This is a genomic window from Streptococcus cristatus (assembly GCF_003943465.1).
GTDB lineage: Bacteria > Bacillota > Bacilli > Lactobacillales > Streptococcaceae > Streptococcus > Streptococcus cristatus_C.
In genome coordinates this window covers 1-25,589 of sequence record NZ_RJPR01000013.1, presented here as the reverse complement: position 1 = coordinate 25,589, position 25,589 = coordinate 1, and the positions used below count along the sequence as shown (strand labels likewise).

29 protein-coding genes are annotated in these 25,589 nt (G+C 43.5%); 8 read left to right on the top strand and 21 right to left on the bottom strand.

The genetic code is table 11. From position 1 onward, the window contains the following. Window positions 1-951: a 16S rRNA (cytosine(1402)-N(4))-methyltransferase RsmH gene (rsmH, locus tag D8793_RS10625; RefSeq protein ID WP_125372060.1), complete on the bottom strand. Its 951-nt coding sequence runs from the start codon at window positions 949-951 to the stop codon at window positions 1-3. Window positions 952-1,198: 247 nt separating this feature from the next. On the opposite strand from rsmH, the gene D8793_RS10620 reads away from it, so the two are divergent. Continuing rightward, entirely contained in the window at window positions 1,199-2,422 is a 1,224-nt protein-coding gene (locus D8793_RS10620) for an MFS transporter (RefSeq protein ID WP_125372058.1), read from the top strand. Between the two features lie 53 nt (window positions 2,423-2,475). Here D8793_RS10620 and htpX read toward each other — a convergent pair whose 3' ends face one another. Both htpX and D8793_RS10610 read right to left on the bottom strand, forming a co-directional pair. Next, window positions 2,476-3,372 carry a zinc metalloprotease HtpX gene (htpX, locus tag D8793_RS10615; protein WP_125372056.1) on the bottom strand — a complete coding sequence of 299 codons (897 nt, stop codon included), beginning with the start codon at window positions 3,370-3,372 and terminating at the stop codon, window positions 2,476-2,478. A 9-nt stretch (window positions 3,373-3,381) separates the two neighbouring features. Continuing rightward, window positions 3,382-3,939 (bottom strand): LemA family protein, encoded by a 558-nt coding sequence (locus D8793_RS10610; protein WP_125372106.1) that lies wholly within the window; start codon window positions 3,937-3,939, stop codon window positions 3,382-3,384. 277 nt (window positions 3,940-4,216) lie between these two features. On the opposite strand from D8793_RS10610, the gene rsmG reads away from it, so the two are divergent. From rsmG to D8793_RS10595, 3 genes are all read left to right on the top strand, one after another. After that, window positions 4,217-4,930, top strand: coding sequence for a 16S rRNA (guanine(527)-N(7))-methyltransferase RsmG (rsmG, locus tag D8793_RS10605; RefSeq protein WP_125372054.1), 714 nt, complete (start codon window positions 4,217-4,219; stop codon window positions 4,928-4,930). Window positions 4,931-5,140: 210 nt separating this feature from the next. Next, window positions 5,141-5,968 (top strand): exodeoxyribonuclease III, encoded by an 828-nt coding sequence (locus D8793_RS10600; protein ID WP_125372052.1) that lies wholly within the window; start codon window positions 5,141-5,143, stop codon window positions 5,966-5,968. A gap of 11 nt (window positions 5,969-5,979) precedes the next feature. Then, window positions 5,980-6,366 carry a bleomycin resistance protein gene (locus tag D8793_RS10595; RefSeq protein ID WP_125372050.1) on the top strand — a complete coding sequence of 129 codons (387 nt, stop codon included), beginning with the start codon at window positions 5,980-5,982 and terminating at the stop codon, window positions 6,364-6,366. Between the two features lie 349 nt (window positions 6,367-6,715). On the opposite strand, the gene D8793_RS10585 is transcribed toward D8793_RS10595, so the two are convergent. From D8793_RS10585 to D8793_RS12270, 9 genes are all read right to left on the bottom strand, one after another. Continuing rightward, window positions 6,716-7,810, bottom strand: coding sequence for a nucleotidyltransferase (locus D8793_RS10585; protein ID WP_125372048.1), 1,095 nt, complete (start codon window positions 7,808-7,810; stop codon window positions 6,716-6,718). A 1-nt stretch (window position 7,811) separates the two neighbouring features. Beyond that, window positions 7,812-8,546, bottom strand: a complete 735-nt coding sequence (locus tag D8793_RS10580) for a class I SAM-dependent DNA methyltransferase (protein WP_125372046.1) — start codon at window positions 8,544-8,546, stop codon at window positions 7,812-7,814. A gap of 75 nt (window positions 8,547-8,621) precedes the next feature. Further along, window positions 8,622-8,987: a ribosome silencing factor gene (rsfS, locus tag D8793_RS10575; RefSeq protein ID WP_002915774.1), complete on the bottom strand. Its 366-nt coding sequence runs from the start codon at window positions 8,985-8,987 to the stop codon at window positions 8,622-8,624. Beyond that, window positions 8,984-9,598: a bis(5'-nucleosyl)-tetraphosphatase (symmetrical) YqeK gene (gene yqeK / locus D8793_RS10570; RefSeq protein WP_125372043.1), complete on the bottom strand. Its 615-nt coding sequence runs from the start codon at window positions 9,596-9,598 to the stop codon at window positions 8,984-8,986. Before yqeK ends, rsfS begins: the two co-directional genes overlap by 4 nt. Next, complete coding sequence (locus tag D8793_RS10565; protein ID WP_125372041.1) at window positions 9,595-10,227, bottom strand: nicotinate-nucleotide adenylyltransferase; 633 nt, start codon at window positions 10,225-10,227, stop codon at window positions 9,595-9,597. Before D8793_RS10565 ends, yqeK begins: the two co-directional genes overlap by 4 nt. A gap of 28 nt (window positions 10,228-10,255) precedes the next feature. Then, on the bottom strand, window positions 10,256-10,567 hold the full coding sequence (yhbY, locus tag D8793_RS10560; protein WP_002896287.1) for a ribosome assembly RNA-binding protein YhbY: 312 nt from the start codon (window positions 10,565-10,567) through the stop codon (window positions 10,256-10,258). 107 nt (window positions 10,568-10,674) lie between these two features. Continuing rightward, complete coding sequence (gene yqeH / locus D8793_RS10555) at window positions 10,675-11,781, bottom strand: ribosome biogenesis GTPase YqeH (RefSeq protein ID WP_125372039.1); 1,107 nt, start codon at window positions 11,779-11,781, stop codon at window positions 10,675-10,677. Window positions 11,782-11,787: 6 nt separating this feature from the next. Continuing rightward, entirely contained in the window at window positions 11,788-12,315 is a 528-nt protein-coding gene (locus tag D8793_RS10550; protein ID WP_172858948.1) for a YqeG family HAD IIIA-type phosphatase, read from the bottom strand. A gap of 183 nt (window positions 12,316-12,498) precedes the next feature. After that, window positions 12,499-13,158: a hypothetical protein gene (locus tag D8793_RS12270; RefSeq protein ID WP_260471132.1), complete on the bottom strand. Its 660-nt coding sequence runs from the start codon at window positions 13,156-13,158 to the stop codon at window positions 12,499-12,501. Window positions 13,159-13,354: 196 nt separating this feature from the next. Here D8793_RS12270 and D8793_RS10540 point away from each other — a divergent pair, with 196 nt between their 5' ends. After that, window positions 13,355-13,981, top strand: coding sequence for a TVP38/TMEM64 family protein (locus D8793_RS10540; protein WP_005592323.1), 627 nt, complete (start codon window positions 13,355-13,357; stop codon window positions 13,979-13,981). Between the two features lie 203 nt (window positions 13,982-14,184). Here the strand turns inward: D8793_RS10540 and lytR are convergent, their stop codons facing one another. The 5 genes from lytR to D8793_RS10505 form a co-directional block, all read right to left on the bottom strand. Then, window positions 14,185-15,438, bottom strand: coding sequence for a glycopolymer--peptidoglycan transferase LytR (lytR, locus tag D8793_RS10530; protein ID WP_125372037.1), 1,254 nt, complete (start codon window positions 15,436-15,438; stop codon window positions 14,185-14,187). Window positions 15,439-15,444: 6 nt separating this feature from the next. Then, complete coding sequence (locus D8793_RS10525) at window positions 15,445-15,966, bottom strand: GNAT family N-acetyltransferase (RefSeq protein ID WP_125372035.1); 522 nt, start codon at window positions 15,964-15,966, stop codon at window positions 15,445-15,447. Then, a complete protein-coding gene (tsaE, locus tag D8793_RS10520; protein WP_125372032.1) occupies window positions 15,959-16,399 on the bottom strand; it encodes a tRNA (adenosine(37)-N6)-threonylcarbamoyltransferase complex ATPase subunit type 1 TsaE in 441 nt (146 codons plus the stop codon). Before tsaE ends, D8793_RS10525 begins: the two co-directional genes overlap by 8 nt. 204 nt (window positions 16,400-16,603) lie before the next feature. Beyond that, a complete protein-coding gene (locus D8793_RS10510; protein WP_125372029.1) occupies window positions 16,604-18,025 on the bottom strand; it encodes an NCS2 family permease in 1,422 nt (473 codons plus the stop codon). Window positions 18,026-18,189: 164 nt separating this feature from the next. Continuing rightward, window positions 18,190-18,792 carry a DUF1361 domain-containing protein gene (locus tag D8793_RS10505; protein ID WP_125372027.1) on the bottom strand — a complete coding sequence of 201 codons (603 nt, stop codon included), beginning with the start codon at window positions 18,790-18,792 and terminating at the stop codon, window positions 18,190-18,192. A 162-nt stretch (window positions 18,793-18,954) separates the two neighbouring features. Between D8793_RS10505 and D8793_RS10500 the strand changes: the two genes are divergently transcribed. After that, window positions 18,955-19,767, top strand: a complete 813-nt coding sequence (locus D8793_RS10500) for a Cof-type HAD-IIB family hydrolase (protein ID WP_125372025.1) — start codon at window positions 18,955-18,957, stop codon at window positions 19,765-19,767. Window positions 19,768-19,886: 119 nt separating this feature from the next. Here the strand turns inward: D8793_RS10500 and D8793_RS10495 are convergent, their stop codons facing one another. The 4 genes from D8793_RS10495 to D8793_RS10480 are packed head-to-tail and all read right to left on the bottom strand — an operon-like array spanning window position 19,887 to window position 22,841. Then, on the bottom strand, window positions 19,887-20,753 hold the full coding sequence (locus D8793_RS10495; RefSeq protein WP_125372023.1) for a cysteine ABC transporter substrate-binding protein: 867 nt from the start codon (window positions 20,751-20,753) through the stop codon (window positions 19,887-19,889). Window positions 20,754-20,764: 11 nt separating this feature from the next. Beyond that, window positions 20,765-21,523 carry an amino acid ABC transporter ATP-binding protein gene (locus D8793_RS10490; protein ID WP_125372022.1) on the bottom strand — a complete coding sequence of 253 codons (759 nt, stop codon included), beginning with the start codon at window positions 21,521-21,523 and terminating at the stop codon, window positions 20,765-20,767. Further along, window positions 21,524-22,201: an amino acid ABC transporter permease gene (locus tag D8793_RS10485; RefSeq protein WP_125372020.1), complete on the bottom strand. Its 678-nt coding sequence runs from the start codon at window positions 22,199-22,201 to the stop codon at window positions 21,524-21,526. Then, a complete protein-coding gene (locus tag D8793_RS10480) occupies window positions 22,161-22,841 on the bottom strand; it encodes an amino acid ABC transporter permease (protein ID WP_125372018.1) in 681 nt (226 codons plus the stop codon). The genes D8793_RS10485 and D8793_RS10480 overlap by 41 nt, the downstream gene beginning before the upstream one ends. A 215-nt stretch (window positions 22,842-23,056) precedes the next feature. On the opposite strand from D8793_RS10480, the gene lctO reads away from it, so the two are divergent. Together lctO and D8793_RS10470 are read left to right on the top strand one after the other, a co-directional pair. Further along, entirely contained in the window at window positions 23,057-24,193 is a 1,137-nt protein-coding gene (lctO, locus tag D8793_RS10475; protein ID WP_061911041.1) for an L-lactate oxidase, read from the top strand. 308 nt (window positions 24,194-24,501) lie between these two features. After that, window positions 24,502-25,589, top strand: a 1,088-nt coding sequence (locus D8793_RS10470; RefSeq protein WP_142999382.1) for a hypothetical protein, incomplete at its 3' end; no start/stop codon positions are given.

Below are 25,589 nucleotides of genomic sequence, written 5' to 3'. Positions count from 1 at the left end.
TTACTCATGCACCTTCCTAGCCACGCGCAACTTCGCAGAATGGGCGCGATTATTGGCTTCTAATTCTTCTTTGCTTGGTAAAATGGGTTTGCGTGAAACTAACTCCAGCTTGGGCTGCAAATCATCTGGAATGAAAGGCAGTCCCTTGGGAACATCTACGGTTGAGGCCTCTTTAAACAGTTGCTTGGTCAGACGATCCTCCAGCGAATGAAAAGTAATCACTGAAATACGACCACCTACAGCCAGCAAGTCAATGGCCTGTTGAATGGATTCATCAGCCGCTCCCAACTCGTCATTGACTTCAATCCGAATAGCCTGAAAAATCTGCTTAGCTGGATGACCTTTTTTCTTCAGTTCCTTAGCAGGTTTGGCCGATTTGATAATCTCCGCCAGCTCTGTCGTCGTTTCGATGGGCTTGATTTCTCTCGCCTGCTCGATCTTACGGGCAATCTGCTTGGAAAACTTATCTTCACCATATTTGAAAAAAATACGGACTAGGTCGTTATAAGGATATTGATTCACAACTTGGTAAGCTGTCAAGCTAGCTTCTTGATTCATCCGCATATCCAACGGAGCGTCCTGTTTATAAGAAAAACCACGCTCCCGCTCATCCAGCTGCGGACTAGATACCCCCAAGTCGTAACAAATTCCATCAATCTTCTCGACCCCTACTTCATTCAAACGAGTCTTGAGATTGCGGAAATTATCCTTGATAAAGGTCACCATGCCCCGCTCAATATAGGGAGCCAGACGTTTTTTGGCATTATCAATCGCAGTTTGATCCTGATCAAAGGCATACAAATGTCCCTTGTCTCCCAGCTTACTCAAAAGATACTCGCTATGCCCAGCTCCGCCCAAGGTCGCATCAACATAGATACCATCTGGCTGAACATCAAGCTGGTCAATCGTTTCGTGAAGAAGTACAGTAATGTGATGAAATTCTTTTGTCATATCCTATCTATTATATCACATTCATGTATAAAAAAAAATCTAAAAGAATATATCACCTTTTGATAGGCTACCTTATAGCTTTTGCAAGTCACTTTCAGATATTTACCACTTGGCCTACGAGCTTCTACCAGTCAGCGAAAAGGCCTTGCGGGCATGCCACATTTTGCTATAATCATAACTACCAATGCATTGCGAGTTGGAATTCTTTCACATTCCGAAATTGATTCGTCCCAAAAGGAGATTTATTATGAAACTTGCTTTAAAAAATAGACTATTTGCCTTTATCAGCCTGTCACGGATCTTTAATATCCTAGGCTCTTCTATCTATAATATCGTTTTTATCGTATTTGCTTCTAGCATGCCCCAACCTAAGTTTGCGGTCGGTATTGCCAATTTTATCATTCTTGTTCCTACCTTTTTCACAGTCTTTGTCGGGATGAAAGCTGACAAAACCCTTCAAAAGGCTCGTTGGCTTATTCATCTAGGTTACCTGCAGGCCTTCCTCTTCACCCTAGTCGCCCTCCTGACTAAGTCTGCCTCCTACCTAGCCTTTGCTACCGTCTGCTTTCTCAATATCTTTTCTGACATTATCAGCGACTATCGCAGTGGCTTACAGATGCCCATCTTACAGAAAAATATAGAAGAGAAAGATTTGATGGAAGCTTACTCTTTCACTCAACTTCTCACTTTTTTGGGAAATTTTGCTGGGCAAGCCTTGGGTGTCTGGTTACTTAGTATCAGCCAGCAGAATTTCGCTATGGTCGCCCTCATCAACGCCCTCTGCTTCCTACTCTCCTCAAGCACTCTCTATCTGATTCGCCAAAAACTCACCCATGATGTTCCTGCTGTTGCAGAGCAAAAACTTCCTTTCAAGACTCAAATGAAAGACCTTTACCAGAATGTCCAAATGATTTTTGAACAAGAAAAAATCGGAAACTTCCTGCTAGTGCTGCTTCAAGTCCTCCTCTTAAACGCACTGGCTGGCTCTATCATGGGACTCTACAATCTCTATTTATTGGATCACCCATTTTGGGGACTAAACCTGAGCCAGTCTCTGCTCATTATCGAGTCCTGCACAGTGGTTGGGATTATCTCTGCCAGTGCCTTCTCAAATGATTATTTTTCTAAGCTCTCCCTGATGCAACTCGTCGTTTGGTGCTCGCTAGCTCTCCTCCTCTTAGGCATCAGCAATTTACTCCAAGCTCCTGCTCTCTTAGGAATTTTCTTTCTTACATTTCTCATGTACATTTCTGGAAAAATCAATCCTAAAATCAACAGCATGCTGCTGAGTAAACTTCCTCCAGAAGTATTAGCCCAAACCTCCAACTTTCTTACCATGCTCTTTACCTTTTCCATTCCGCTAGGAAGCATGCTTTTCACTAGTCTCGGCCTTTGGAATATGGGAAGCGCTTGGTTGGTCTTCTCTCTACTTAGCGGTGTCTGCTTTCTGCTCAGCCTCAAAAACAACTAGAGTAAAAATCGTCGAAATTTCATACAAAAAATAAGGAAGCCTAGGCTTCCTTATTACATATTTTTCAATCTTTCTATCCGATCAGAAATTGGTGGGTGAGTGTAAAAGAGCTTTTGCAAGCCACCCTTCTTCTTAGGATCATTGATATAGAGGGCTGCACTAGCGTCATCTACATGGTGCTCCATGGGCTGGCTATTGTCTAACTTCAGCAGGGCATTGATCATGCCCTTAGGATTGCGGGTCAGCTCAACACTTGAAGCGTCTGCCAGATACTCACGTTGACGAGAGATGGCCAACTGTACCAATGTTGCAGCAAGCGGCGCCAAAAGAAGAGCTAGCAGAGAGACAATCATCAAAACAATTCCTAAGCCATTGTCATTGTCCCGATCGTTTCTTCGACGGCCACCACCGCCAAACCACATCATGCGCCCAGCCATGCTAGACAGCATCGTGACAGCACTTGTAAGCGCCACTGCAATCGTCGAAATGCGAATATCATAATTGCGAATGTGACTGACTTCATGCCCCATTACACCTTCAAGCTCTTCACGATTCATGAGGGCAAGCAATCCAGTTGTAGCAGCCACAGCCGCATTCTCAGGCTTTGAGCCAGTCGCAAAGGCATTGGGCGAGGCATCTTCTACGATGAAGACCCGAGGCATAGGAATCTGAGCCACCATGGCCATATCCTGCACAACGTGATAAAGTTCAGGCGCTTCCTGCTCAGAAACTTCCCTCGCACCGTTCATCGACATGACAATCTCGGTGGACTGAAAAATCATACTGACAGCATAAATACCACCGATGATAAAGGCGATGGCCATCCCGCCAAAGGGAGAATCGAGCCAAAGATAGCCGACAGCCGCCCCAATCAAAGCTAAAAGAGCAAAGAAGGCGACGAGGAGAACCCAAGTACGCCTTTTATTGCTGGCAATTTGGTCAAACAACATAGTGGCCACCTACCCCAAATCGCTAAAATCCACTTTAGGAACAGCCTTTTCTTCCTCTGGTGTCTCCAAGAAGTCTGCTGCTTTAAAGCCAAACATACCTGCAATCACATTGCTTGGGAAAGTTTCCATTTTGACATTGTAGTTGCTGGTTACTGAATTGTAAAGCTGACGAGAATAAGCAATCTTATTTTCTGTATTTGTCAACTCTTCCTGAAGTTTCAAGTAGTTTGTATTTGCCTTAAGGTCTGGGTAATTTTCAGCAACCGCAAAGATACCAGAAATTGAACGAGTCAGGGCATCACTAGCCTCCATAGCTTGGGCAGGTGATGAGGCAGCAGCTACTTGGTTACGCAATCGAGTAACATTTTCCAAGGTTGATTTCTCATATTTTCCATAACCTTTAACCGTCTCTAACAGGTTAGGAATCAGGTCATTTCGGCGCTTGAGCTGGACATCAATCTGACTCCAAGCTTCTTGAGTTTGCATACGGCTCTTAACAAGACCATTGTAAACAGAAATCACGAAAATAGCTACAACTGCCACAACGGCAATAATAATTAAAAACATGGACATAATAAAGATACTCCTTATGATTTGATTGCACCTATTATAACAAAAAAAGCTCAACCTGTCTTTCTTGACATGTCATCTAGTAAAATAGGTTTATCTTAAATAATATCCAAACGCTAAAATAGTCAGAAATCTAGAAAAAGCTTCTTCACTTTTCTAGAAATCAGGGCAAGTCAGTATCTAATCCTTGGGTACCCAAGAAGCCAATCGTCAGAAGCACCTTGCCCCGTTTTATGATATAATAGAGTGAATACTGACAAACAAGGATGAAACTATGACACCGCAAGAATTTTACCAGCTATTGAGCCAGCAGGGAATTGAGCTGACTGATCGCCAGAAAGACCAGTTTGAGCGTTATTTTGAACTCTTGGTCGACTGGAACGAAAAAATCAATCTGACAGCTATCACTGAGAAAAATGAGGTCTATCTCAAGCATTTCTATGATTCAATTGCCCCCGTTTTGCAAGGCCTGATTGACAATCAAGAGCTTAAGCTTCTGGACATCGGAGCAGGTGCAGGCTTTCCCAGCCTCCCTATGAAAATCATCTGTCCCCAGCTGGATGTGACTATCATTGACTCCCTTAACAAACGCATTAATTTCCTCAAACTACTGGCTGAAGAGCTCGGGCTGGACAAGGTGCACTTCTACCACGGCCGCGCAGAAGACTTTGCTCAGGACAAGGCCTTTCGGGCACAATTTGACCTCGTCACTGCCCGTGCAGTCGCTCGGATGCAAGTCCTATCTGAACTGACTATCCCTTACCTAAAAGTGGGGGGCAAGCTGCTGGCACTCAAGGCTTCTAATGCTCCTGAAGAACTGGAAGAATCAAAAAATGCCTTGAACCTGCTCTTTAGCAAGGTCCAAGACAACCTCAGTTATGCCCTACCAAACGGCGATCCCCGCTTTATCACAGTGGTTGAAAAGAAGAAAGAAACTCCCAACAAATACCCCCGCAAGGCCGGTATGCCAAACAAAAGACCACTATAATAAGAAAACATTCGTCAGTCTTGTCAATAACTTCCAAGACATCAATTTGGGCAACACCATCTGTGATAATCGAGTATTTAAAATTTTATACACCAACTATTGTCGAAAAGCTTTCATGCTTTTCAAGCCTCTCACAATCACTTTGCTATAAATCAACTCTATCTTTTGGTATAATAAACTCAGGAAATTTCTACTAGAAAAGGACATTTTATGAAACTCATCTCTTGGAACATTGACTCTCTCAACGCTGCCCTGACCAGTGATTCTGCCCGTGCTCAGCTCTCTCAGGCTGTCCTTCGGACCTTGCAAGCAGAAAATGCGGATATCATCGCTATTCAGGAAACAAAGCTATCTGCTAAAGGCCCGACTAAAAAACACCTTGAGATTTTAGAAGAGCTCTTCCCAGGCTATGAAAACACTTGGCGCTCCTCCCAAGAGCCTGCCCGCAAAGGCTATGCAGGGACCATGTTCCTTTACAAAAAAGAGCTGACACCCATCGTGACCTTCCCAGAAATCGGCGCTCCTTCAACCATGGATGTAGAAGGTCGCATCATTACACTGGAGTTTGATGACTTCTTCGTCACTCAGGTCTACACGCCCAATGCTGGCGATGGTCTTAAACGCTTGGAAGAGCGTCAGGCCTGGGATGTCAAATACGCCGAATACTTGGCATCACTGGATGAACAAAAACCGGTCCTCGCAGCTGGCGACTACAATGTAGCCCACAAGGAAATCGACCTTGCAAATCCTGCCAGCAACCGCCGTTCACCAGGCTTTACTGATGAAGAGCGTGCCGGCTTCACCAACCTGCTGGATAAAGGCTTTACCGATACCTTCCGCCACTTGCACGGCGATATCCCTAACCAATACACATGGTGGGCGCAACGCAGCAAGACTTCTAAAATCAACAACACAGGCTGGAGAATCGACTACTGGCTGACCAGCAATCGCGTGGCTGACAAGGTAACCAAGTCTGCTATGATTGACTCCGGTGCGCGCCAAGACCACACACCCATTGTCATGGAGATTGAACTCTAAGGAGAAAACGAATGGACTATCAGGCTGTCATTCCCGAATTTGTGGTATCCAACATCGAAAAGTCGCGCCACTTCTACTGCGACTTGCTGGGATTCTCTGTCGAATACGAGCGTCCCGAGGAGAAATTTCTCTTCCTCTCGCTTGAAGACTGCCAGCTTATGCTAGAAGAAGGCAGCGCAGAAGAATTAGCCCAACTGACCTATCCTTTCGGGCGCGGTGTCAATATTTCCTTTGGCATCGAGAATGTCCCCCAGCTCTACCAAAAACTGCTGGAGGCTGACTATCCCATCCATCGTCCCCTAACGAAAAGAGAATTTCGCGTGGGAGATAGCTTTATTTATCCTCATGAATTTGCGATTTTGGATCCAGATGGTTATTTTCTACGATTTAGTGAATAAGAAGAGGCTGGGACAAAAGTCCGACCTCAAATATAGAAAGCGAACAAAACTAGTTTTCTGGTAATCAGAATTCTGCTTTGTTCGCTTTTCGCATTTTATTATAGATTTGAAGGGCTTAATAATTAAGATTTTTAAAAATTGAAATCTTTTTGTCCCAAACTCTCTCAATTGTCTTTGGATTGTCGAGCAAGACGCAGGGGTTGAGTGGGCTCTACTAGGCTGATTTCATCAGCCTTTACAGCCCTACTCAACTGTGCGGAGGTGGGACGACGAAATCGAATTCTAACGAATTACCGATTTCTGTCCCACTCTCTATTTACAAGTAAATTTCTCAAATCTATCTATACTATCAGAGGGTATTTTGTAGTGGAAAGCGTCCAAAATTCTGCTCCGTCAGTGCAGGATTGCCCAGCTGATAAACCTTGTCAGCTTGCTGGGTCATACTATCCCATGGCTCTTTTCCAATTCGGCTGACCAATTCAACTTTTCCCTTTAGCTTGGACAAATGCTGACGTCCCTGCTCAGAAAATCCTAAGATATGGATTCCTGATGGAAGCTCTTCTTGTCTAGCTCCGACTAGGATATAGGTCAGCAGACGCCGGACCCGAGCCTTGGTGTAGCGCTTGGTCGCCACTTGCACAACTAGCTCCTCTATGCTTTCACTGCTTTTCAAGGCCACTCTAATCCGAACAGCCAACTCCTGATTGACCTGATAAAAGTCCGTCAAATCCGGACAGGTCACTATCTGGTAACGGAGATAGGGAAAGAGGTCCGACCAGGTCACCTTGGGCGCCGTTTCAAGCAAGTGATGGGCTGGAGTGAATTTTTTGAGAAAGTCTGGCTGATCCAGATTCTGACGAAGGGCTGTGGCTGAGGCAAATTCCTCATTAGCTGATAAGGAATGATAACCGGCACCCTGACGTTGAATCGGACGCAGCTTTATAGTTTTTCCCGCCACGGCCCTGGCATAAGCCAAGCCCAAAATATGGTTGGGCGTAGAGCCTGAGAAATTGAGCCCTGCAAACTCCTGCCACATGGCCTGAGTCTTCTGAGGATAAGATAGGGAATCAGGCAAGCCAGCCAGATAAGCCTCCATCTGCTCTGCCTTTTGACCATAGACCTTAGAAATACTCTCGTAGTCCAGCACTTCCTCAGTCCCAAAAGTCAGCTGTTCGACTCCTAGCCTCTCTAAGATGTCCACTGCCCCCTTAGCGAAAAAGTCTGCCGCCTGAACGCTAACCAAGAAAGGCAGCTCAAGGACCAAATCCGCCCCAGCTTCCAAAGCCATCTGTGCCCGAGTCCACTTGTCCACGATAGCTGGCTCCCCCCGCTGAACAAAATTGCCACTCATAGCGATAATTTTTAGACCAGAAGCCTGCTCCAGCAGATATTTGTGCCCATTATGAAAAGGATTGAACTCTGCGATAATACCGGTGACTGTCATCTCATTTCTCCGCCACAAAGAACCAGCGAGCGCTCCTATCGGTAGGTTCCTTGTCCTCAAAGTCCGCGTACACCTTGACATTCTTAAAGCCAGCCTGCTCCAGCAAGATATCATAGGTCAGAATCTCATAAGTCCGCTCCTCATGCACCTCGTCATGGCGCGTGAAGCGACCATCCTCGTCTTGAACAAAGAAGGTCAACTCATGCACGATGGAATGAGGCGGTTCGTCCGCATAAGAATCCCAGACCATGGCAAAGGTTTCAGCATTTTCATGATAAGAATAGCCCGGAAAAACCTCGTCAATCTGGTAAATCGAGTGCACGTCAAAGATAAAGCGGCCGCCCTCATTTAGATGCTGGTAAACTTCTGCGAAGACCTGGCCAACATCGACTTCGTCCTCCATATAGCAAATCGAGTCCGAATAGCAAGTCACCAAATCAAATTGACCGATGCCACTCAAATCCAGCATATTGCCCTGGATAAAGGGAATGTCCAAACCTGCCTCTCTGCTACGCTTCTCTGCCAAATCCAGCATTTCCTGACTCAGGTCCAACCCCGTCACATCAAAACCGGCCTGCTTAAAATAAATGGACTGGATGCCCGTACCACAGGCCAGCTCCAGCAGCTTTTTCTTATCCTTGGGAAAATGCCGCAGGCTGAAATCCGTCCATTTCTCATACAAAGAATCATCCATAATCGCATCGTAAACCGACGCGAAGGTTTCATAAGTTGCCATACTTTTCCTTTCAAAAATAGCCCAGCCAGCAGGCTGACTGAGCCGAATTCTGCTTTCTTGCCTAAGGGCAAAAAATCACTTGTTTTTTTCTTCCAATAAGGCCGCAACATCTACACCAGTTGCTTCGTGCCAGAGTTTTTCCAGATTGTAATGCGCCCGCATTTCCTCAGAAAAGACATGGACAACGATGCCACCCAAGTCTAAAAGCACCCAGCCGCCAGCTGCGTCACCCTCAACATGGCCAGCAGAAACACCAGCCGCAGCAGCTTTCTCACGGATATTTTCAGCGACTGCATCCAGCTGACGACTATTCATCGAGCTGACGATAACAAAGTAATCTGTCACAGTAGTCAGACCTTGCAAGTCCAAAGCCACAATATCTTCTGCACGTTTTTCATCGGCCGCCTTCACGACCAGTTCCAATAATTCTTGTTCTTTCATAGTTCCTCTTTAATTTCTTCTATTTCCTTCAGATATTCTACAAAGGCATTGTAGGTCTCCAAGGTCTGCGGATAGATGGGCATCCCCTTATGGGCTAGATGCTCCACCGTCCTTGCTGTTTCATAGGCCACAGCTTGATTGAGTGATCGCTGAGCCAGCTCTCTGGCCTTTTCCACTCCCGGAAAGTCTCGGTTGTGCTCAATGTAGTCGGCGACATAGACGACCTTGTCCAGCTCAGACATGGTGCTACTCCCCACTGTATGGATTTCAATGGCCCGCAGTATCTCAGCATCTTCGATGCCTAAATCTTCCTGAATCTTGTAAATACCCACCATGCCATGCCAGACATTATTGCCCCAGTTTTTCAAGTCCGGATCCAGCCGGTATTTGTCAATCAAAGATAGAAAATCCTCGTCCGAGACCTTCTTAGCATAGTCGTGTAGGAGACCTGCCAGACCTGCTTTTTCGACGTCAAGACCGAAGCGCTCCGCCAATTCACGGGAAGCCTTTTCCACACCTAGACAATGCCGCAGGCGTTTCTCAGGCATGACTGTTTCCATCTTAGCCAGCAAGGCCTCACGGCTTATACTGATATAGCTTTCATAGGTCATAGATAAAGCCCTTCTTTCTCAATATAGTCTAAGACTGGCTGAGGCAGCAGGAAATTAGGAGTCCGTCCCTGAGCCAGAAAATCCCGCACCATGCTGGAGGAAATATCCATAAGGGGTACATCTACCCAGATGACAGGGTAAGAAGTCCCCGCCTTGTAGCGCGGCCGCTGAACACCGACAAACTGAACTAGCTCAACCAGCTCATCAATCCGGTACCACTTGGGAAGATAGTCCACCATATCTGCACCGATGATAAAGTAATAGTCCGTATCTGGATGCTGCTCCGTCAGCAGCTTCATGGTGTTGTAGGTATAAGAAATTCCCTTGCGCTCCAGCTCAATGGTTTCAATTCCTAGGCCTTCAATACCCTCAATAGCTAGCTCCAACATTTTCAGCCGATGCTGCTCATCAATAGTTTCTTTCTTGTCCACATGGGGCGGCTCGTACTCTGGCATAAGCAGAACCTGATCCAAGCCTAACTGTTGCCGGACCTGATCCGCCACGATCAAATGAGCATGGTGGACAGGATTGAAATTCCCGCCTAATATGCCAATCTGCTTGCGTTTTTTATCTTTAACTTCTGGTTCTAATTCCACCTTGGTAAAGGGGGTCAGTAATTCAATAGCCATAGGCTGACATCTCCACAGAAATTTGTTCTTAAATTTGCTTGACTTTGACAGAGAGTTTGCGATTTTCCTTTTTGCTGGACTGCTTGTAGAGAATCAAGATTCGGCCAATCTTCTGCACCGTATCCACTCCTATTTCCTCTTCCAAAATCTCAGCAACCTCGTGGATATTTTCATCCGTATTTTGCAAGAGCGTAACCTTAATCAACTCTCGCGCATCCAGTGCCTGACGGACGCTGGTTTTGATTTGGTCATTGAGTCCATTTTTCCCAATCTGAATGATTGGTTTGAGACTATGTGCCTGACTGTTGAGAAAGGCCCGTTGTTTTGATGTTAGTGTCATGTTCTTCTATAAGGCTTGATACAGCTAGGATTCGCTTTACTCCCTACTATTCATAGCCTTTTCCTTCCTTATTTTAAGGGAATTTATTCCCCTTGGTTTTTTGAGTATTATATAATAGCTTTCCGAGTGACAACCGCCACACCCTCTGGCGCCCAGCCAGCTACGCGAGCAGGACCACTGACACGAATCCAACCCAGACCAGAGAAGACGATATCCGTCTTGTCCTTGATGCTAAATTCATGCTTGACCAAGGTTGGAAATTCTTCCTTTTCCTTGCCAACTGGCGGCACTAAGAGACCGCCGACATGCTTGTCATAAAAATCGCTAGCACCTTCCAACTTGGTCCGGTGGAGCTTAAGCTCATTGTCAAAATAAGCCGTGAATCCCTGCTTGTCACCTGCCACAAAGTCAAAGCGACCTAAACCACCCAAGAAGAGGGTTTGCTCAGGATTGAGCTGATAGGTTTTTGGCTTGATTTCCTTTTTAGGACTGACGTATTTGAGATTCTTAGCAGAAAGATAGTGAGCCATCTGGTGACGATGGATGATACCCGGTGTATCATAGATATGACTGCCATCTGCCAAAGGAATCTCGATTTTGTCCAGAGTTGTACCCGGGAAGCGCGAAGTCGTGATAATATCCTTATCGCCCGTGATTTCCTGAATAATGGCGTTAATCAAAGTAGACTTTCCGACATTGGTCACACCAACCACATACACATCACGTCCCTTGCGGCAATGCTCAATTTTGTCAATCAAGTCCTTAATGGCCTGCTTGTTTTGAGCAGAGGTCAGAATGACATCAACTGGACGCAGGCCTTCTTCGTGAGCCCGCTCCGTCAGCCATTGAGTCACCTTACCATCCTTGACCGACTTAGGCAGAACGTCCTTTTTATTCCCGACCAAGAGAACATCATTTCCTGCTACAAAGCGAGGCAGGCCAGGGATGACCGAGCCATTAAAGTCAAAAATATCGACAACATTGACGACCAAAGCGTCGCTATCTCCAACCTCATGCAGAAGCCGCAGAAAGTCATCATCCGTCAGCTGGACGTCGCTGATTTCATTATAATGGCGCAGGCGGAAACAGCGCTGGCAATAGAGTTCGCCTGTCTCCAAGCCTTTTTCTAGAGCTGACTGGGGCGTGTAGCCTAACTGGCTCTTATCTTCTGTCTGAATAGTGGCTCCGCAGCCGATACAGAGAAGTTCTTCCATTCTTTCTTAAATTCCTTTTTTATATTGAATTGGGCCGTATTTTTCAGTGATTTTCTTGAGCACACGGCGTTCACGCGCTCGATTGATCTGGGTCTTGATAGAGTCGTGCTCGACCAGCGGTTTGACCAAAATCGAACGAATCCCAGCCCGATGCGCTGCCCGAATATCCGTCATGAGCTGGTCGCCCACCATGACCACTTCCTTTTTTTCAAAATGAAAAAGCTTAAGCGCTCGGTCAATTCCCCAAGTGAAGGGTTTCATGGCCCAGTAGACATAGTCAATGTCAAACTTTTCAACAGCTCGCTTGACCCGTTTTTGGTTATTATTGGACACCACGATAATCCGAATACCCGCGTCCCGCAAATCATGGAGCCACTTCTTCATCTCTGGGGTCCCGTCAGGATTATTCCAAGCGATCAAGGTGTTATCCAAATCCACCAAAACCGCCTTGATGCCCTGTCTTTTCAAACTCTCTACTGTCAAATCGTAAACCGCCTCAACCGCAAAGTCCGGCATGTAATCTTCAATCGCCACATCTCTCTCCAAAAATCGTATTCGCACTATTATAGCATAAAATAGGCTTTTTGGCACCTATAACCCCATTTCTTCCAAGAGCCATTGGGAGATTCCCACTTCCTATTTCCCAAACAAATGAAAACAGCTCCCCAAGCGGGAAGCTTCATTTTAAAATGGGCAAAATTCATGCTCATAAGACCACTATCTATTTTTTTCACTCTCTAACTTTTTTTCATAAAGTTTTTGAAGTTTAGAAATAATACCGGTAGCACCCTCTGCTTCATCTTTTTTTATGTGAAGAACCTTAGAAAATTTCTGAAAATCCTTCTCCTTAATACCTGGTGCAATGCGAATGTCAACAGATTCCCATTCACTATCTTTCTCTTCGTAACCTACTAAAGCAACTAAAAATGATTTCCCCTCTATATGACCACCTGAAAAAAAATACGCTGTAGCACTAAAAAGACCATCGTGATATTGAGGATTAGCTTCTGCAAACAGTATAACATCTTCTTTCTTAAGTTCTCCATCAACACTAGATAAGGGTTGCTCATCTTCAATCTGTAAGCTCATTTCTACTGGAAATAACCAAAAGGATTGGTTATAACTTGAATCTGGACTCATAATTTTGCCATAGCTATTCACAAACTCTGCGACTCCTCCCAAAAGGAACAAGGAGAAATAACTAACTATAAATAGTAAAGTACATTTTTTTTCGAAATATACGTTACAAATTAAGGAAGAAATAATTAAAAATAATACAAAGAAAATAATTGTATGAGGGTGAAAAAATGTTCTTATGAGATTCTCATATGCAATCTCCCACAGTTTTTGATGATATAAGTTTAGAAATTCTTCCACTATAACTCTCCTAACTCTTAGAATTTTTAGTGCAAGCACAATCGCTCTCCCTGATTTTTGAATGCTCATAGATTATTGCTAACCAGTCATACCATTATATCATCTTTTATACTTTTTAGCACCTACAGCTTCAAAGCTTACAAAAATGGCAAAAGATGCTATAGTAGATATAAGAATAATTCTCTTGGAGGTGCCTATGGCAAGCAAGGATCGAGAAATGAAAGCTGTTTCTCCCTTTTTGCAAAAGATCATCAACTGGTCGTCCATCATCGGGGCTGTGGGGACAGTGGCCTTTTGTATCTGGGCCTACTATGCAGGAATCCTCCAGTCCAAGGAAACCTTGTCTGCCTTTATCAAACAAGCAGGCGTCTGGGGACCACCTCTGTTTATCTTCCTACAAATCTTGCAGACTGTCGTACCCATTATCCCTGGTGCCTTGACCTCTGTAGCAGGCATCTTTATCTACGGGCATATCGTTGGCACCATCTACAACTATGTCGGCATCGTCATCGGCTGTGCCATCATCTTCTATCTAGCTCGCACCTACGGACCAGCCTTTGTCCAGTCCGTCGTCAGCAAGCGGACCTATGACAAGTATGTGGGCTGGCTGGATGAGGGCAATCGCTTTGAGCGTTTCTTTATCTTTATGATGATTTGGCCTATCAGCCCCGCTGATTTCCTCTGTATGCTGGCCGCCCTGACCAAGATGACCTTCAAAAAGTACATGCTGATTATCGTGCTCTGCAAACCCATCACCCTCATCATCTACACTTACGGACTGACCTATATTATTGATTTCTTCTGGAAATTACTAACAAAATAAAATTCAAAAACATTAAAAAACGAGAGTGGGACAGAAACCGGTAATTCGTTAGAATTCGATTTCGTCGTCCCACCTCCGCACAGTTGAGTAGGGCTGTAAAAACTGATGAAATCAGCCTAGTAGAGCCCACTCAACCACTGCGTCTTGCTCGAAAATCCAAAAACAATTAAGAGGCTAGGACTTTTGTCCCAGCCTCGATTTATTTATTCTGAAGATGCTGATGTTGTGGGGTGATCGGCAGATGATGCTGACGGTGTCGGAGCTGGAGTAGATGCAGGCGCAGAACTTGCTGGCGGTTCACTGCTAGCGCTCGGCTCAGGAGTATAGGAACTATAGTTGCTATAACTACTATAACTACTATAACTGCTATAGCTACTACCATAAGTGCTCTCACTAGGTTGGCTATAAATAGTTCGATCATTCTGGACTGAACTTGAACTCTCTGAACTAGAAGCACGCAAGCTCCTGCCTCCCATCAAATCTTCATACAGTACGGCATTGGTTTTCAGAGTCTTAACTGAAGACAAGCCCAACGTTTTCCGAATCAAATTTTGCATTTCTAGCAAATGATCAGACGTAACCAGCTGATAGCTACCGCCATCAGCCAAGGTAGCATCTTCCCCGCGCAACTGTTCAGACTGAATGCTTCTAAAGGCGTCTTTGTAGCCCAATAACTGAGGGATACTTCCCGCATCCAGTGCTACATTGGTCTGCATATTCTTGCTGACTGCTCGCAAAATAGCTTGATAATGACTGATACTATTAAGACTGAGCACCTTCTCAACGACCTTTCGGATCACCTCACGCTGACGTTTCTGACGACCGTAATCCCCCTCTGGATCCTGGTAACGCATGCGAGCATAAACCAGAGCCTGGTCTCCGTTGATCAAATGCTTGCCTGGCTCGACAGTTGCAGTATATTCCGGTTCATTTTCTTCAATGGAAATTGGGAAATCAAAAGTATTGTTGACTTCAATACCGCCAACTGCATCGACTAGCTGAACCAGTCCTTGCATATTGATCATCACATAGCGGTCAATATGGATATTCATCAATTTCTCAATGGTAGCAATAGCCAATTCTGCGCCGCCATAAGCATAGGCAGCATTGAGTTTGGCTTCTGTCGTTTCGCCATTTTCATCGATTTGAGTCAGAATATCCCGCTCCAAACTCATCATGACCGTCTTTTTAGTCTGAGGATTGACAGATAGGAGGAGCATGGAGTCGCTATTTCCCTTCCAGGTATCAGACCGCGAGCCGCTTCCTGTATCTACCCCCATCAGTAAAACCGTCAAGGGTTTGGTTTCCGCAATAACGTTCGTCTCATTCCCAAAACCCTTGTAAGTATGGGACAAAGCGTCCGTTGACTGATTGTAAATAGTCCAAGCATAGCCTCCTACTCCAATAGCTGTGACAAGCAAAAGGCTCAAAAACATTCGTACAATTTTTTTAAACATATTTCATCAATCTATCAGTTTTCCCATCAGGTAAACATCTAGAAATATCCCTTCTCTTAAATAGGCCCCTCTTTTTTGCAGGCCTTCGATTTCAAATCCTAATTCTTTATAGAGATGAACAGCTCGCTCATTTCGAACCTGAACAGTTAGTTCCAAACGGCGAAGACTACTTCCATTTTCTGCCCAGTCCACAGCTTCTTCTAACAAGATACGACCGAGACCTTGATTCCAAAAAGCTTTTTTGACAACGATAAAGACTTGCCCAATGTGGCGAATCCGCTCATGAAAATCCGCTGTGATACTGACAATCCCAGCGATTTCATTATCAAGCAAGGCCAAGAGATAAAGCTGATTATCCGACTCAGCTTGACGCTGAATGAACTGAGCCATCTGCTCTTCATCCATCAAAATCCCAGCCTCATCCAAGGTCATGTAGTCTGACTCGGCTCCGACTTGATTTAAGAAGCGAATCAAGTCAGTAGCATCTGTCTTTTCCGCCTCCCGCAAGGCCAATTCAAACTCAGCCATGCAGCAATTCCTCCAGTAGTTCCTGAGAACGGCGTCCCTGACTTTCAAAGACTAGCTCGCGACCGTCGTCTTTCTTTAAAAGAGTCAGCTTCAGATAATCATCTGGTAAACTCTCACCTAGCAATTCTCCCCACTCGATGACCGTAACTCCCTCACCAAAGAGAAAATCATCCAAGTCAATCGAGTCCGGATCCTCACCAATCCGATAGACATCTAAGTGGTACAGTGGCAAACGTCCTTCATACTCGCGAACAATGGTATAGGTCGGACTTTTGATCATCTGCTTGATGCCCAGACCTTGGGCCAAGCCCTTGGTAAAAGTCGTCTTACCCGCACCCAAGTCTCCTGTCAAAACTAAAACATCTTGCTCCTGAAGCAAGCTCCCGAGACGCTGACCCCATTTGATTAATTCTTCTTCATTATGACTAAACATTCTTTTATTATACCAGAAGATTTGCGTTTGCGCTCAATTTTCTAATAGAGGAAGCAAAATGTTTGAAAAAAATTAGATAGACCTCCAAATCTTTTATTGAGAACAAGCCACTCACTTCTATCAAAAAGAAACTAAGATCATCCACAAATATTTTTCTCGCATAAAAAAGAAGCTGGAAGATTTCCAACTTCTTAATACTGATTCTTAAGAAAGAGCTAGGCTGATAAAGTTAAGGATGAAGAGCAAGTTTAAAATCCAAATCATTGGATGCACATCCTTAGCTTGACCTTTGATGACTTTCACAAGAGCATACATGATAAATCCTGCTGCAATCCCGTTCGTGATACTGTAAGTGAAGCCCATGAAGATAGAGGTAAAGAAAGCTGGAACAGCTTCTGCCATATCATCCCACTGGATATTTTTCAAACTGCCAAGCATCATGATCCCAACGACAATCAAGATTGGTGCAGTTGCTGCTGTTGGAACGATTGCCAACAACGGGCTAAAGAAGCTAGATACTGCAAAGCAGACCGCTACAACCAAGGCTGTCAAACCAGTCCGTCCGCCAGCTCCGATACCAGCTGCTGACTCCACATAAGTAGTAACGTTAGACGTTCCGGCGATTGCACCGATAGTCGTTCCGATCAAGTCTGAGTACAAAGCCTTGTCCAAACCTTCTGACTCATGGTTTTCACCAGAGCTTGCGACGATACCAACTTTTTCACCAGTTCCGATCAGGGTACCAATGGTATCAAAGATATCCGTCAGAGAGAAGGCTAGGATGGCCATAAATGTCTGAGGCAGGCGTGCCGTATCAGCAAAGAGAGCTCCCAAGCCTTCTGGACCAACCGCAACTCCGAACACTTGTCCAAGTTCTTTTAGAGCTGTTGACAGATTGTGCTGACCGAAGTCAATCGCAGACAGGTTTACCAAGCCAACAGCAATCGCTACAACTGTCGTTGTAAAGATAGACAAGATAATGCCACCTTTGATGCCCTTGATAACAAAGAAAACTGTAATCGCTAGACCAAGTAAAGCGAGCAAAACTGCTGGATTATTAAAATCAACTAATCCTGGAGTCGCAGCTGAGTTTGCTGTAAGAGCAGCCTTCGCTTGATCAGCTCCTTTACCAGCTACTACATAGTTGCCTGGATCGATCGAAAACTTCAACAGTCCGGCATTTTTAATCCCTACATAAGCTAGGAAGACACCAATACCAGCTGAAATAGCTGAACGCAAAGCTGATGGAATAGACTCGATAATAGCCTTCCGAATCTTAGTCAGGGTAATAAAGAGCGAGATCAGACCACAGATGAAGACCATGCCCAGAGCTTCTTGCCAAGTATAGCCCAGACTAAAGACAACCGTGAAGGTAAAGAAAGCATTGAGACCCATACCCGGCGCCTGTGCGTAAGGGAGGTTGGCATAAAAGGCCATCATGAGCGTTCCAGCAACAGAACCGATGATCGTAGCCAGAAAGACACCTTGAGCTGGCATACCCGTTTGTGACAGCATGGCTGGATTGACAAAGAGGATGTAGCTCATAGCAAAGAAAGTTGTTAACCCAGCGAGAACTTCCGTACGAACATCCGTACCGTGCTCTTTGAGTTTAAATAATTTATCCATTATAGATAATCTCCTAAATTGTTTTATGGCAACTGATTAAAAGAGAACTCCTGATTTCTTTTAAAATAGTGCTGCTTATTCGTTATTTACGAACAATACTATGATTATACTCAAAAACATTCACTTTTTCAAGTCCATTGCTCCAAAAAATACTTTAAAGTGTCTTATTTTTTATTTTCTCTGCTTAAAAAGAGTAAAGTCATGATTTGGATAAAGGTAAATCCAAGGATAAATACCAGACGATCCTTCTGAAAGGTCTCCAGTAGCTTTTGGACAACTAGCTGGGGCCGCGTCACCAGATCCCAGGAGTTGAGGCGATCATAACGACCGATATAAATGGCTAGACTCGACAGATAAGACAGAGCCGCAACCACAAGCATATCCAACCACCAAGTCCACTTCCAGCGCTCGCGCAAAATATTCCAGCTCTCAATCCCACAGTAAACGCCAAATAAAATGCTCGGCACAAAAGCCATGAATAAGCGCATGCTGACAGGGTTCCACAGGGTATCTCCCACCCAAGTCATGTGCACCAAGTCCGTCAACATATAAAAAGTATTAGGATAAAAGGCCAGCCAAACCACTAACAAAAGTGGATAAAGCCATTTCTGCTTCTTAGATATCGTCGTTAAGACCGCAGCGTCATAGGCAATTAAGGCCAGAATCATATTCCAGATCAGGTCTGGCCCCTGAACCGTAATCCCCTGAATATACACGACAAATGCAATCAGTAGGAAAAAAATGTGAATCAAAATTGGTTTACGCATACAAGATCCTCCCCTTACTTTAACTCTCTTCGCTCATAGACTATCAACAGACATCTTTCGTCTTAGCTATTGAGGAAACATTATACCACAACTTGTGTCATTTATTCTTAATTCTGTTATAATAGATTTACTATACTGATTGATACTGTACGAGGAAAAAGAATGACGAATAAAGTAATTGCTGTAGATTTGGACGGAACCTTGCTCAACTCTGAGAGTAAACTGTCTGATTTTACCAAAGAAACTATCAAAAAAATATCGGCTAAAGGACACAAGGTCATCATCACAACTGGCCGTCCTTACCGCATGGCTCTAGATTTCTATAAAGAGTTAGAGCTGAATACTCCCATGATAAATTTCAACGGCTCTTTGACCCATATTCCTGAGAAAAAGTGGGAATTTGAGCAATCCTTGACCGTAGACAAAGCCTTTTTGCTAGACATGGTCCAACGAAAAGAGGAGATCGAAGCCGACTTCATCGCTGGTGAATACCGTAAGAAATTCTACATCACCAATACAAACGAAGAAATCGCAGATCCCAAGCTCTTTGGAATTGATAATTTCAAGCCAGAAAATCAATTTCAGGCCCAGCTAGTGACCAAAAATCCAAATGCTATTTTGCTACAAACCCATGCCACAGATAAATACGCTCTAGCTGAAGAGATGAATGCCTTTTACCAGCATGAACTCTCCATCAATACCTGGGGCGGTCCGCTTAATATCCTTGAGTGCGGTCCTAAAGGTGTTAACAAGGCCTTCGCCCTCCAATACCTGCTCAATATCCTCAATGTCGATCGCAAGGACCTGATTGCTTTTGGTGACGAGCACAATGATACCGAAATGCTGGAATTTGCAGGAACAGGCTATGCCATGAAAAATGCCAGCGAAACCCTGCTGCCTTACGCTGACCAACAGCTTGAACTCACCAACGACCAAGACGGTGTAGCTCACAAGCTAACTGAGCTCTACTTGTAGAAATAAAATAAATCAAATGAACATAATTTGAACCGCACCTCAACTGCTAGACTCTTTCTGTCTAACTGTTGAAATGCGGTTCATTTTTTAAGGCTGATTTTTCTACTTGACCAACGCTTCTATTCTACTTTTCCACCTTCAACAACGAGGTCATCTGCTTTTGCAGCATCACCGTAGGTTGGATGAAGAGTCTTTTCATAAGCTTTGTGGAAGAAGTTTTCCTTGCCCAATTTTTCAATGTCTTTATTGATGAAATCAAGCAACTCTTTGTTTCCTTTTTGGACTGCTGGTGCGATGGTATCTGGGTCACCAAGTGAAGTAATTCCTACTTCATATCCTTTATTTTCAAGAGCCCAAGCTAGAACTTCAGTATTGTCAGTCGAGAAGGCATCTCCACGTCCATCCAAAAGAGCTTGGTAGGCATCACTGTATTGGTCGTATTTTTGAAGCTTAACTTCTGGATGATTTTTCTCAAAGTATGTTTCAGCGGTGGTTCCTTTGGTTACAATCAAGGTCTTGCCTTCAAGCTGTTTAACATCTGTGATGACACCTTTCTTAGGAGACACAACACCCAGTGAAACCTTCATGTATGGAAGGGCAAAGTCAACTTGTTTCTTACGTTCGTCTGTGACGGTAAAGTTAGCAAGGGTGATGTCCACCTTGTTAGAAATCAAGTATTCCGCACGGTTGGCAGCATCAACAGAGACGTATTTTACTTTGACGCCGAGGTCTTTAGCCAGCTGATTTCCCAGTTCGATGTCATAACCTTGGTAAGAACCGTCGTTGTCTACATAACCAAAAGGTTTCTTATCTCCAAATACAGCAATTCGAAGTTCACCACTTTTTTTGATTTCCTCAATAGTGCGAGCTTTGGCAGTAGTTTTGCCAGATGAGGAAGTAGCATTTCCGCCTGAGCCACAAGCTGTGACAAAGATAAGGGCAAAGGCAAGTGCAAAAAGAGTTAAGAGGGGTTTGAGTAGTTTCATAAGAATCTCCTTTATAAATATGAGCCAAATTGGCTGAAGTCAAAAACGTTTAAAAATTCTTGTGCTCGTTTGGTTTGTGGATTGGTAAAGAAAGAATGAGCCGTTCCTTCTTCAGCAATCTTCCCTTGGTCGAGGAAGATGATCCGGTCTGCAATGGCTTGGGCAAACTGCATTTCGTGGGTCACCAAGATCATGGTGCGACCTTCTTGAGCTAGATCATTGATGAGTTCGAGGACCTCACGCACCATTTCAGGATCCAGTGAGGCCGTCACCTCGTCAAAAAGGATAATTTCTGGATGCATGAGCAGGGCACGAACAATGGCAACCCGTTGCTTTTGTCCACCAGACAATTGGCGAGCGAAACTGTGTTTTTTATCGAGCAGTCCGACGCGTTCCAATAACTGCAGGGCTTCTTCCGTCACCTCTTTCTTATCTCGCCCTTGTGCTTTGATAGGACCTAAAATAAGGTTCTGCAAAACGTCCAGATGGGGAAAGAGTTCATAACTTTGAAAGACCATGCCAATCTTTTGACGAACCAAGTGAAAGTCTTTCTGGTTTCCAATAATGGACTGGCCATCCAGAAGAATATCTCCACCCTGAATGGTTTCCAAGCCATTAAGGCAGCGAAGCAGGGTACTTTTCCCACAACCAGATGGCCCTAGAATGACGACAACTTCCCCTTTTTTGATTTCTAGGGAAAGACCTTGGAGGATGGGATTGTCTCCGAAGGATTTTTTCAGATCCTTGATTTCTAATATGGTATCAGACATTTAGTTCCTCCAGTGTTTTTCTAAGTGAGTGGATAGTTTAGAGATAGGGAAGCAAACTGCGAAGTACAAAACCAGTATGGTTCCATAAATCCAAAAGGATGCGGTTGGAATGGTCAAGCGATTGCTATCGATGATTTGCTGTCCCACCTTGGTAACTTCAACGACCCCAATCAAAACAACCAAGGAAGTCGTTTTAATCATCCGAGTAACGAGATTGATGGCCTGCGGAAGCAGTCTTCTCAAGACCTGCGGGATGATGATGTGATAGTAAAGTTGGAAGGTCGTTAAGCCCAGCGCCTGTCCGCTTTCAAACTGATGTTTAGGAAGGGAAGTGATAGCTCCACGCACCAAATCTCCCATCTCAGCCGTTCCCCAGAGGGTAAAAACGATAACAGCAGAAGTCTCTCCAGAAATGTTGATATTAAAATTTCGAGCCAAACCAAAGTAAACAATGAAGAGCAGAACCAGCTGGGGCATGATGCGGATAAATTCTAGATAAAAACGTGTCAAGAAACGAACGACTCTAGAATGAGAGGTCATGATGATTCCCATGATCGTACCGAAAATCATAGACAAGAGGACAGAGAGAATGGAAATGCCAATCGTGACTCCCAATCCCTGTAAAATCCGCAGGAGATTATTTCCCTGAAAGAGTACTTGTAGTCCCGAATCCTGCATGGCGGAGCCTCCTTTCTATCCAACTAAAGAGCAATGATATAGGCAGAAGCATAATAAGATAGGCCACTACCAACATAGCCAGTGCAATATCTGTCTCATAGTAAAGCCCAATCAAGTCCTTGGCAACGTACATGAGGTCGGCTAGAGCAACCGCAGAGAAGACAGAGGTTTCCTTTATCAAGAAAATTACGTTGGCACTGAAGGACGGCAGAGCCACTGCTGTGGCTTGCGGCAAGACTACGTAGCGAAAAACTTGAACGGGTGTCAGACCGATTGCTAAGCCAATCTCATGCTGGGTTTGACTAACTGCTTCTAGCCCGCTTCGGAAGGATTCTGCCATATAAGAGCCTCCCAAAAAGATGAGGCCTAGAGTTGCGCAGACTTCTGAGGAAAGGACAATCCCAATCCGAGGCAGCCCGAAGTAGAGAAAGAAGAGTTGAATCAAAAGGGGCGTATTTCGCGACAATTCAATATAAGCTGTGGCTAGCTGTGTCAAAGCAGGGATACGATAATGCCGGATGATACTAACAAGTAAACCAACTAGAAAAGCTCCCAAAATGCCCCAAACTGCGATATGCAGGGTTAGAAAAAATGCCTTTTGATATAATGGTAGATATTGTTCAACAATGGACCAATCCAAAAGAGAACCTCCCATCTAGGAATAATACAGCTATTGTAGCACTAAAAGACATGTTTGGATAATATGTATTTTCTATTACAATGATAAAAAATATTTATCGTCTCTATTGCAATCTGAAACTTCCAGACAAAATTTTTGAAAATGACATGAAAAAGAGTTAAGATGTTCCTGTAAATCAAAAAGTAAACGTTTACTTTTATCAAGGAGGACATTTTATGTCATACAAAACAAGCAATGCCGAAGGCCCTGTAGATTTTATCAACACCTATGATCTGGAGCCCATGGCGCAGCAAGTCATTCCTAAAGCTGCTTTTGGCTACATCGCGAGTGGAGCTGAGGACACGTTCACTTTACGCGAGAACATTCGAGCTTTTAATCATAAACTCATTGTTCCTCATACACTCTGTGATGTGGAAAATCCAAGCACTGAGATTGAATTTGCTGGAGAAAAACTGTCTTCACCAATCATCATGGCGCCTGTTGCAGCCCATAAATTAGCAAATGAACAGGGGGAAGTTGCTACTGCGCGTGGTGTACATGAGTTTGGCTCTCTTTATACAACCAGCTCCTACTCCACTGTTGACCTTCCAGAAATTTCCCAAGCCCTCCAAGGGACACCTCATTGGTTCCAATTTTACTTCAGTAAAGATGATGGCATTAACCGCCATATCATGGATCGTGTCAAGGCAGAAGGCTACACAGCCATTGTCTTAACTGCGGATGCGACTGTAGGAGGCAATCGTGAGGTCGATAAGCGCAATGGTTTTGTTTTCCCAGTTGGCATGCCTATCGTTGAAGAATATTTACCAGAAGGTGCTGGTAAGTCCATGGACTTTGTTTACAAATCAGCTAAACAACGCTTGTCCCCACGAGATGTAGAATTTATCGCTGAATACTCCGGACTTCCTGTCTATGTCAAAGGTCCTCAATGCCGTGAAGACGTTGAACGTTCACTTGCCGCAGGTGCTTCTGGAATCTGGGTAACCAACCACGGTGGCCGCCAAATCGACGGTGGACCAGCTGCCTTTGACTCGCTTCAAGAAGTCGCTGAAGCAGTTGATAAACGTGTTCCGATTGTTTTTGACTCTGGTATTCGCCGTGGCCAACACGTCTTTAAAGCCTTGGCTTCAGGAGCAGACTTGGTAGCCATTGGACGACCTGTCATTTATGGATTAGCCCTTGGTGGTAGCGTCGGTGTACGCCAAGTCTTTGAACACCTAAATGCCGAATTAAAAACCGTCATGCAACTATCTGGAACTCAGACCATCGAAGATGTCAAACACTTCAAACTACGCCACAATCCATACAACCCAACCTTCCCAGTTGACCCTCGTGATTTGAAATTGTATTGATAAATAAAACAGATTGCAATAAAAAAAGCACACCTCAAAAGTTAGACATTAAATCTAACGATTGGGGTGTGGTTATTCATCAAAGTATACTTTTAAGCTAAGCTCTTTTACTGTCAATCTTAATATCAGTACGATTGACAGTAACAATTATCTCTTCAAATCTAGCTAGATTTATATAAGTTATCCAATAGTCTACAACACTGATACAACATATTGTTTTATCTACTTGTATGTGATAGTATAAAATAAAATGGAACTAAATCATAAAGTTTCTAACTATATCAAGTATACATCTAGAAAGGATCATTATGCCACCTAAACTTGAACCTGAACTACAATTTCCTTCTAATGTAAAAATTATTAAAGCTAAAGATAAAATTACCCCAAAAGAATGGAATAATTTTTTTAATTGTGCTTGCCACAAAAGAATTGGAAAGTATAAATTAAGGGATCAAAAGATTGAATCCGACTATTCTTACTACTCAAGAATTTTCAAAATTCAAGCTGAACCTTCATTTATTACCAACTCTAGATTATTAGAAACTAAATATGGATACTGCACTGTTGTAAAATATAAAAATTATATCTTAATAAATTCTAAATTCTGTTCTCTTAATAAAGAGGTATTAAAAATAGTAGGTACTGAAATTTCTTTTGAAGAATTCACAAAATACTTCACTAAAGATACAGCAGAATTTGAAAAAATTACACTTTCAAACTCGTCTATAATGTCAGGTATCAGAAGCAGAATCATTGAGGGGCAAAAACTCCAAGAAAATTTTCGACCAATTTATTCGTCTAAACATGTACTTAAATCTTTTAGAGTTCTTCAGGATGGAGTTGTATTTTCCCAATCCCCATCAACATCCAAGTTAAACTATCGGAATGGTAAGCTAAAGATTGAAGAATATATAAACTGGTGTAAAACTATTATTGATAGTATTAATACTAATAACAGTTCCAAATATTTTGATAATTTTGCAAAACCTGTAGATATTTCAAAAATGGACGACTTAACTCCTAAAACAATTTTTATTGATTTAAATTTCTTAAAAGACTATGAGGAGGTGAAGTTTATAACTCGTCAAGAACAAGTTGAGATAAAAACTAATTATATCGTTAAATATTATAATGGTCTGTTTGAATTACAAAATTTAGGAAACGATAAATACATAATTGTATACAGCTATAATATACTAAACAATAGAATAGATAATAGTAAAATAAAACTCAATAAGCAAAATTCCAGCACTTTGTCAAAAATTTCATATAAAGCTGAAAATAGTATAGAGGATATAATTAAGAGTAGTAAAAATAAGCAATTAAAAATTAATAAGAACAAAAAAACAATTACATATCATATTGAAGATATTGATGTTTTTTATAAGTATGAGGA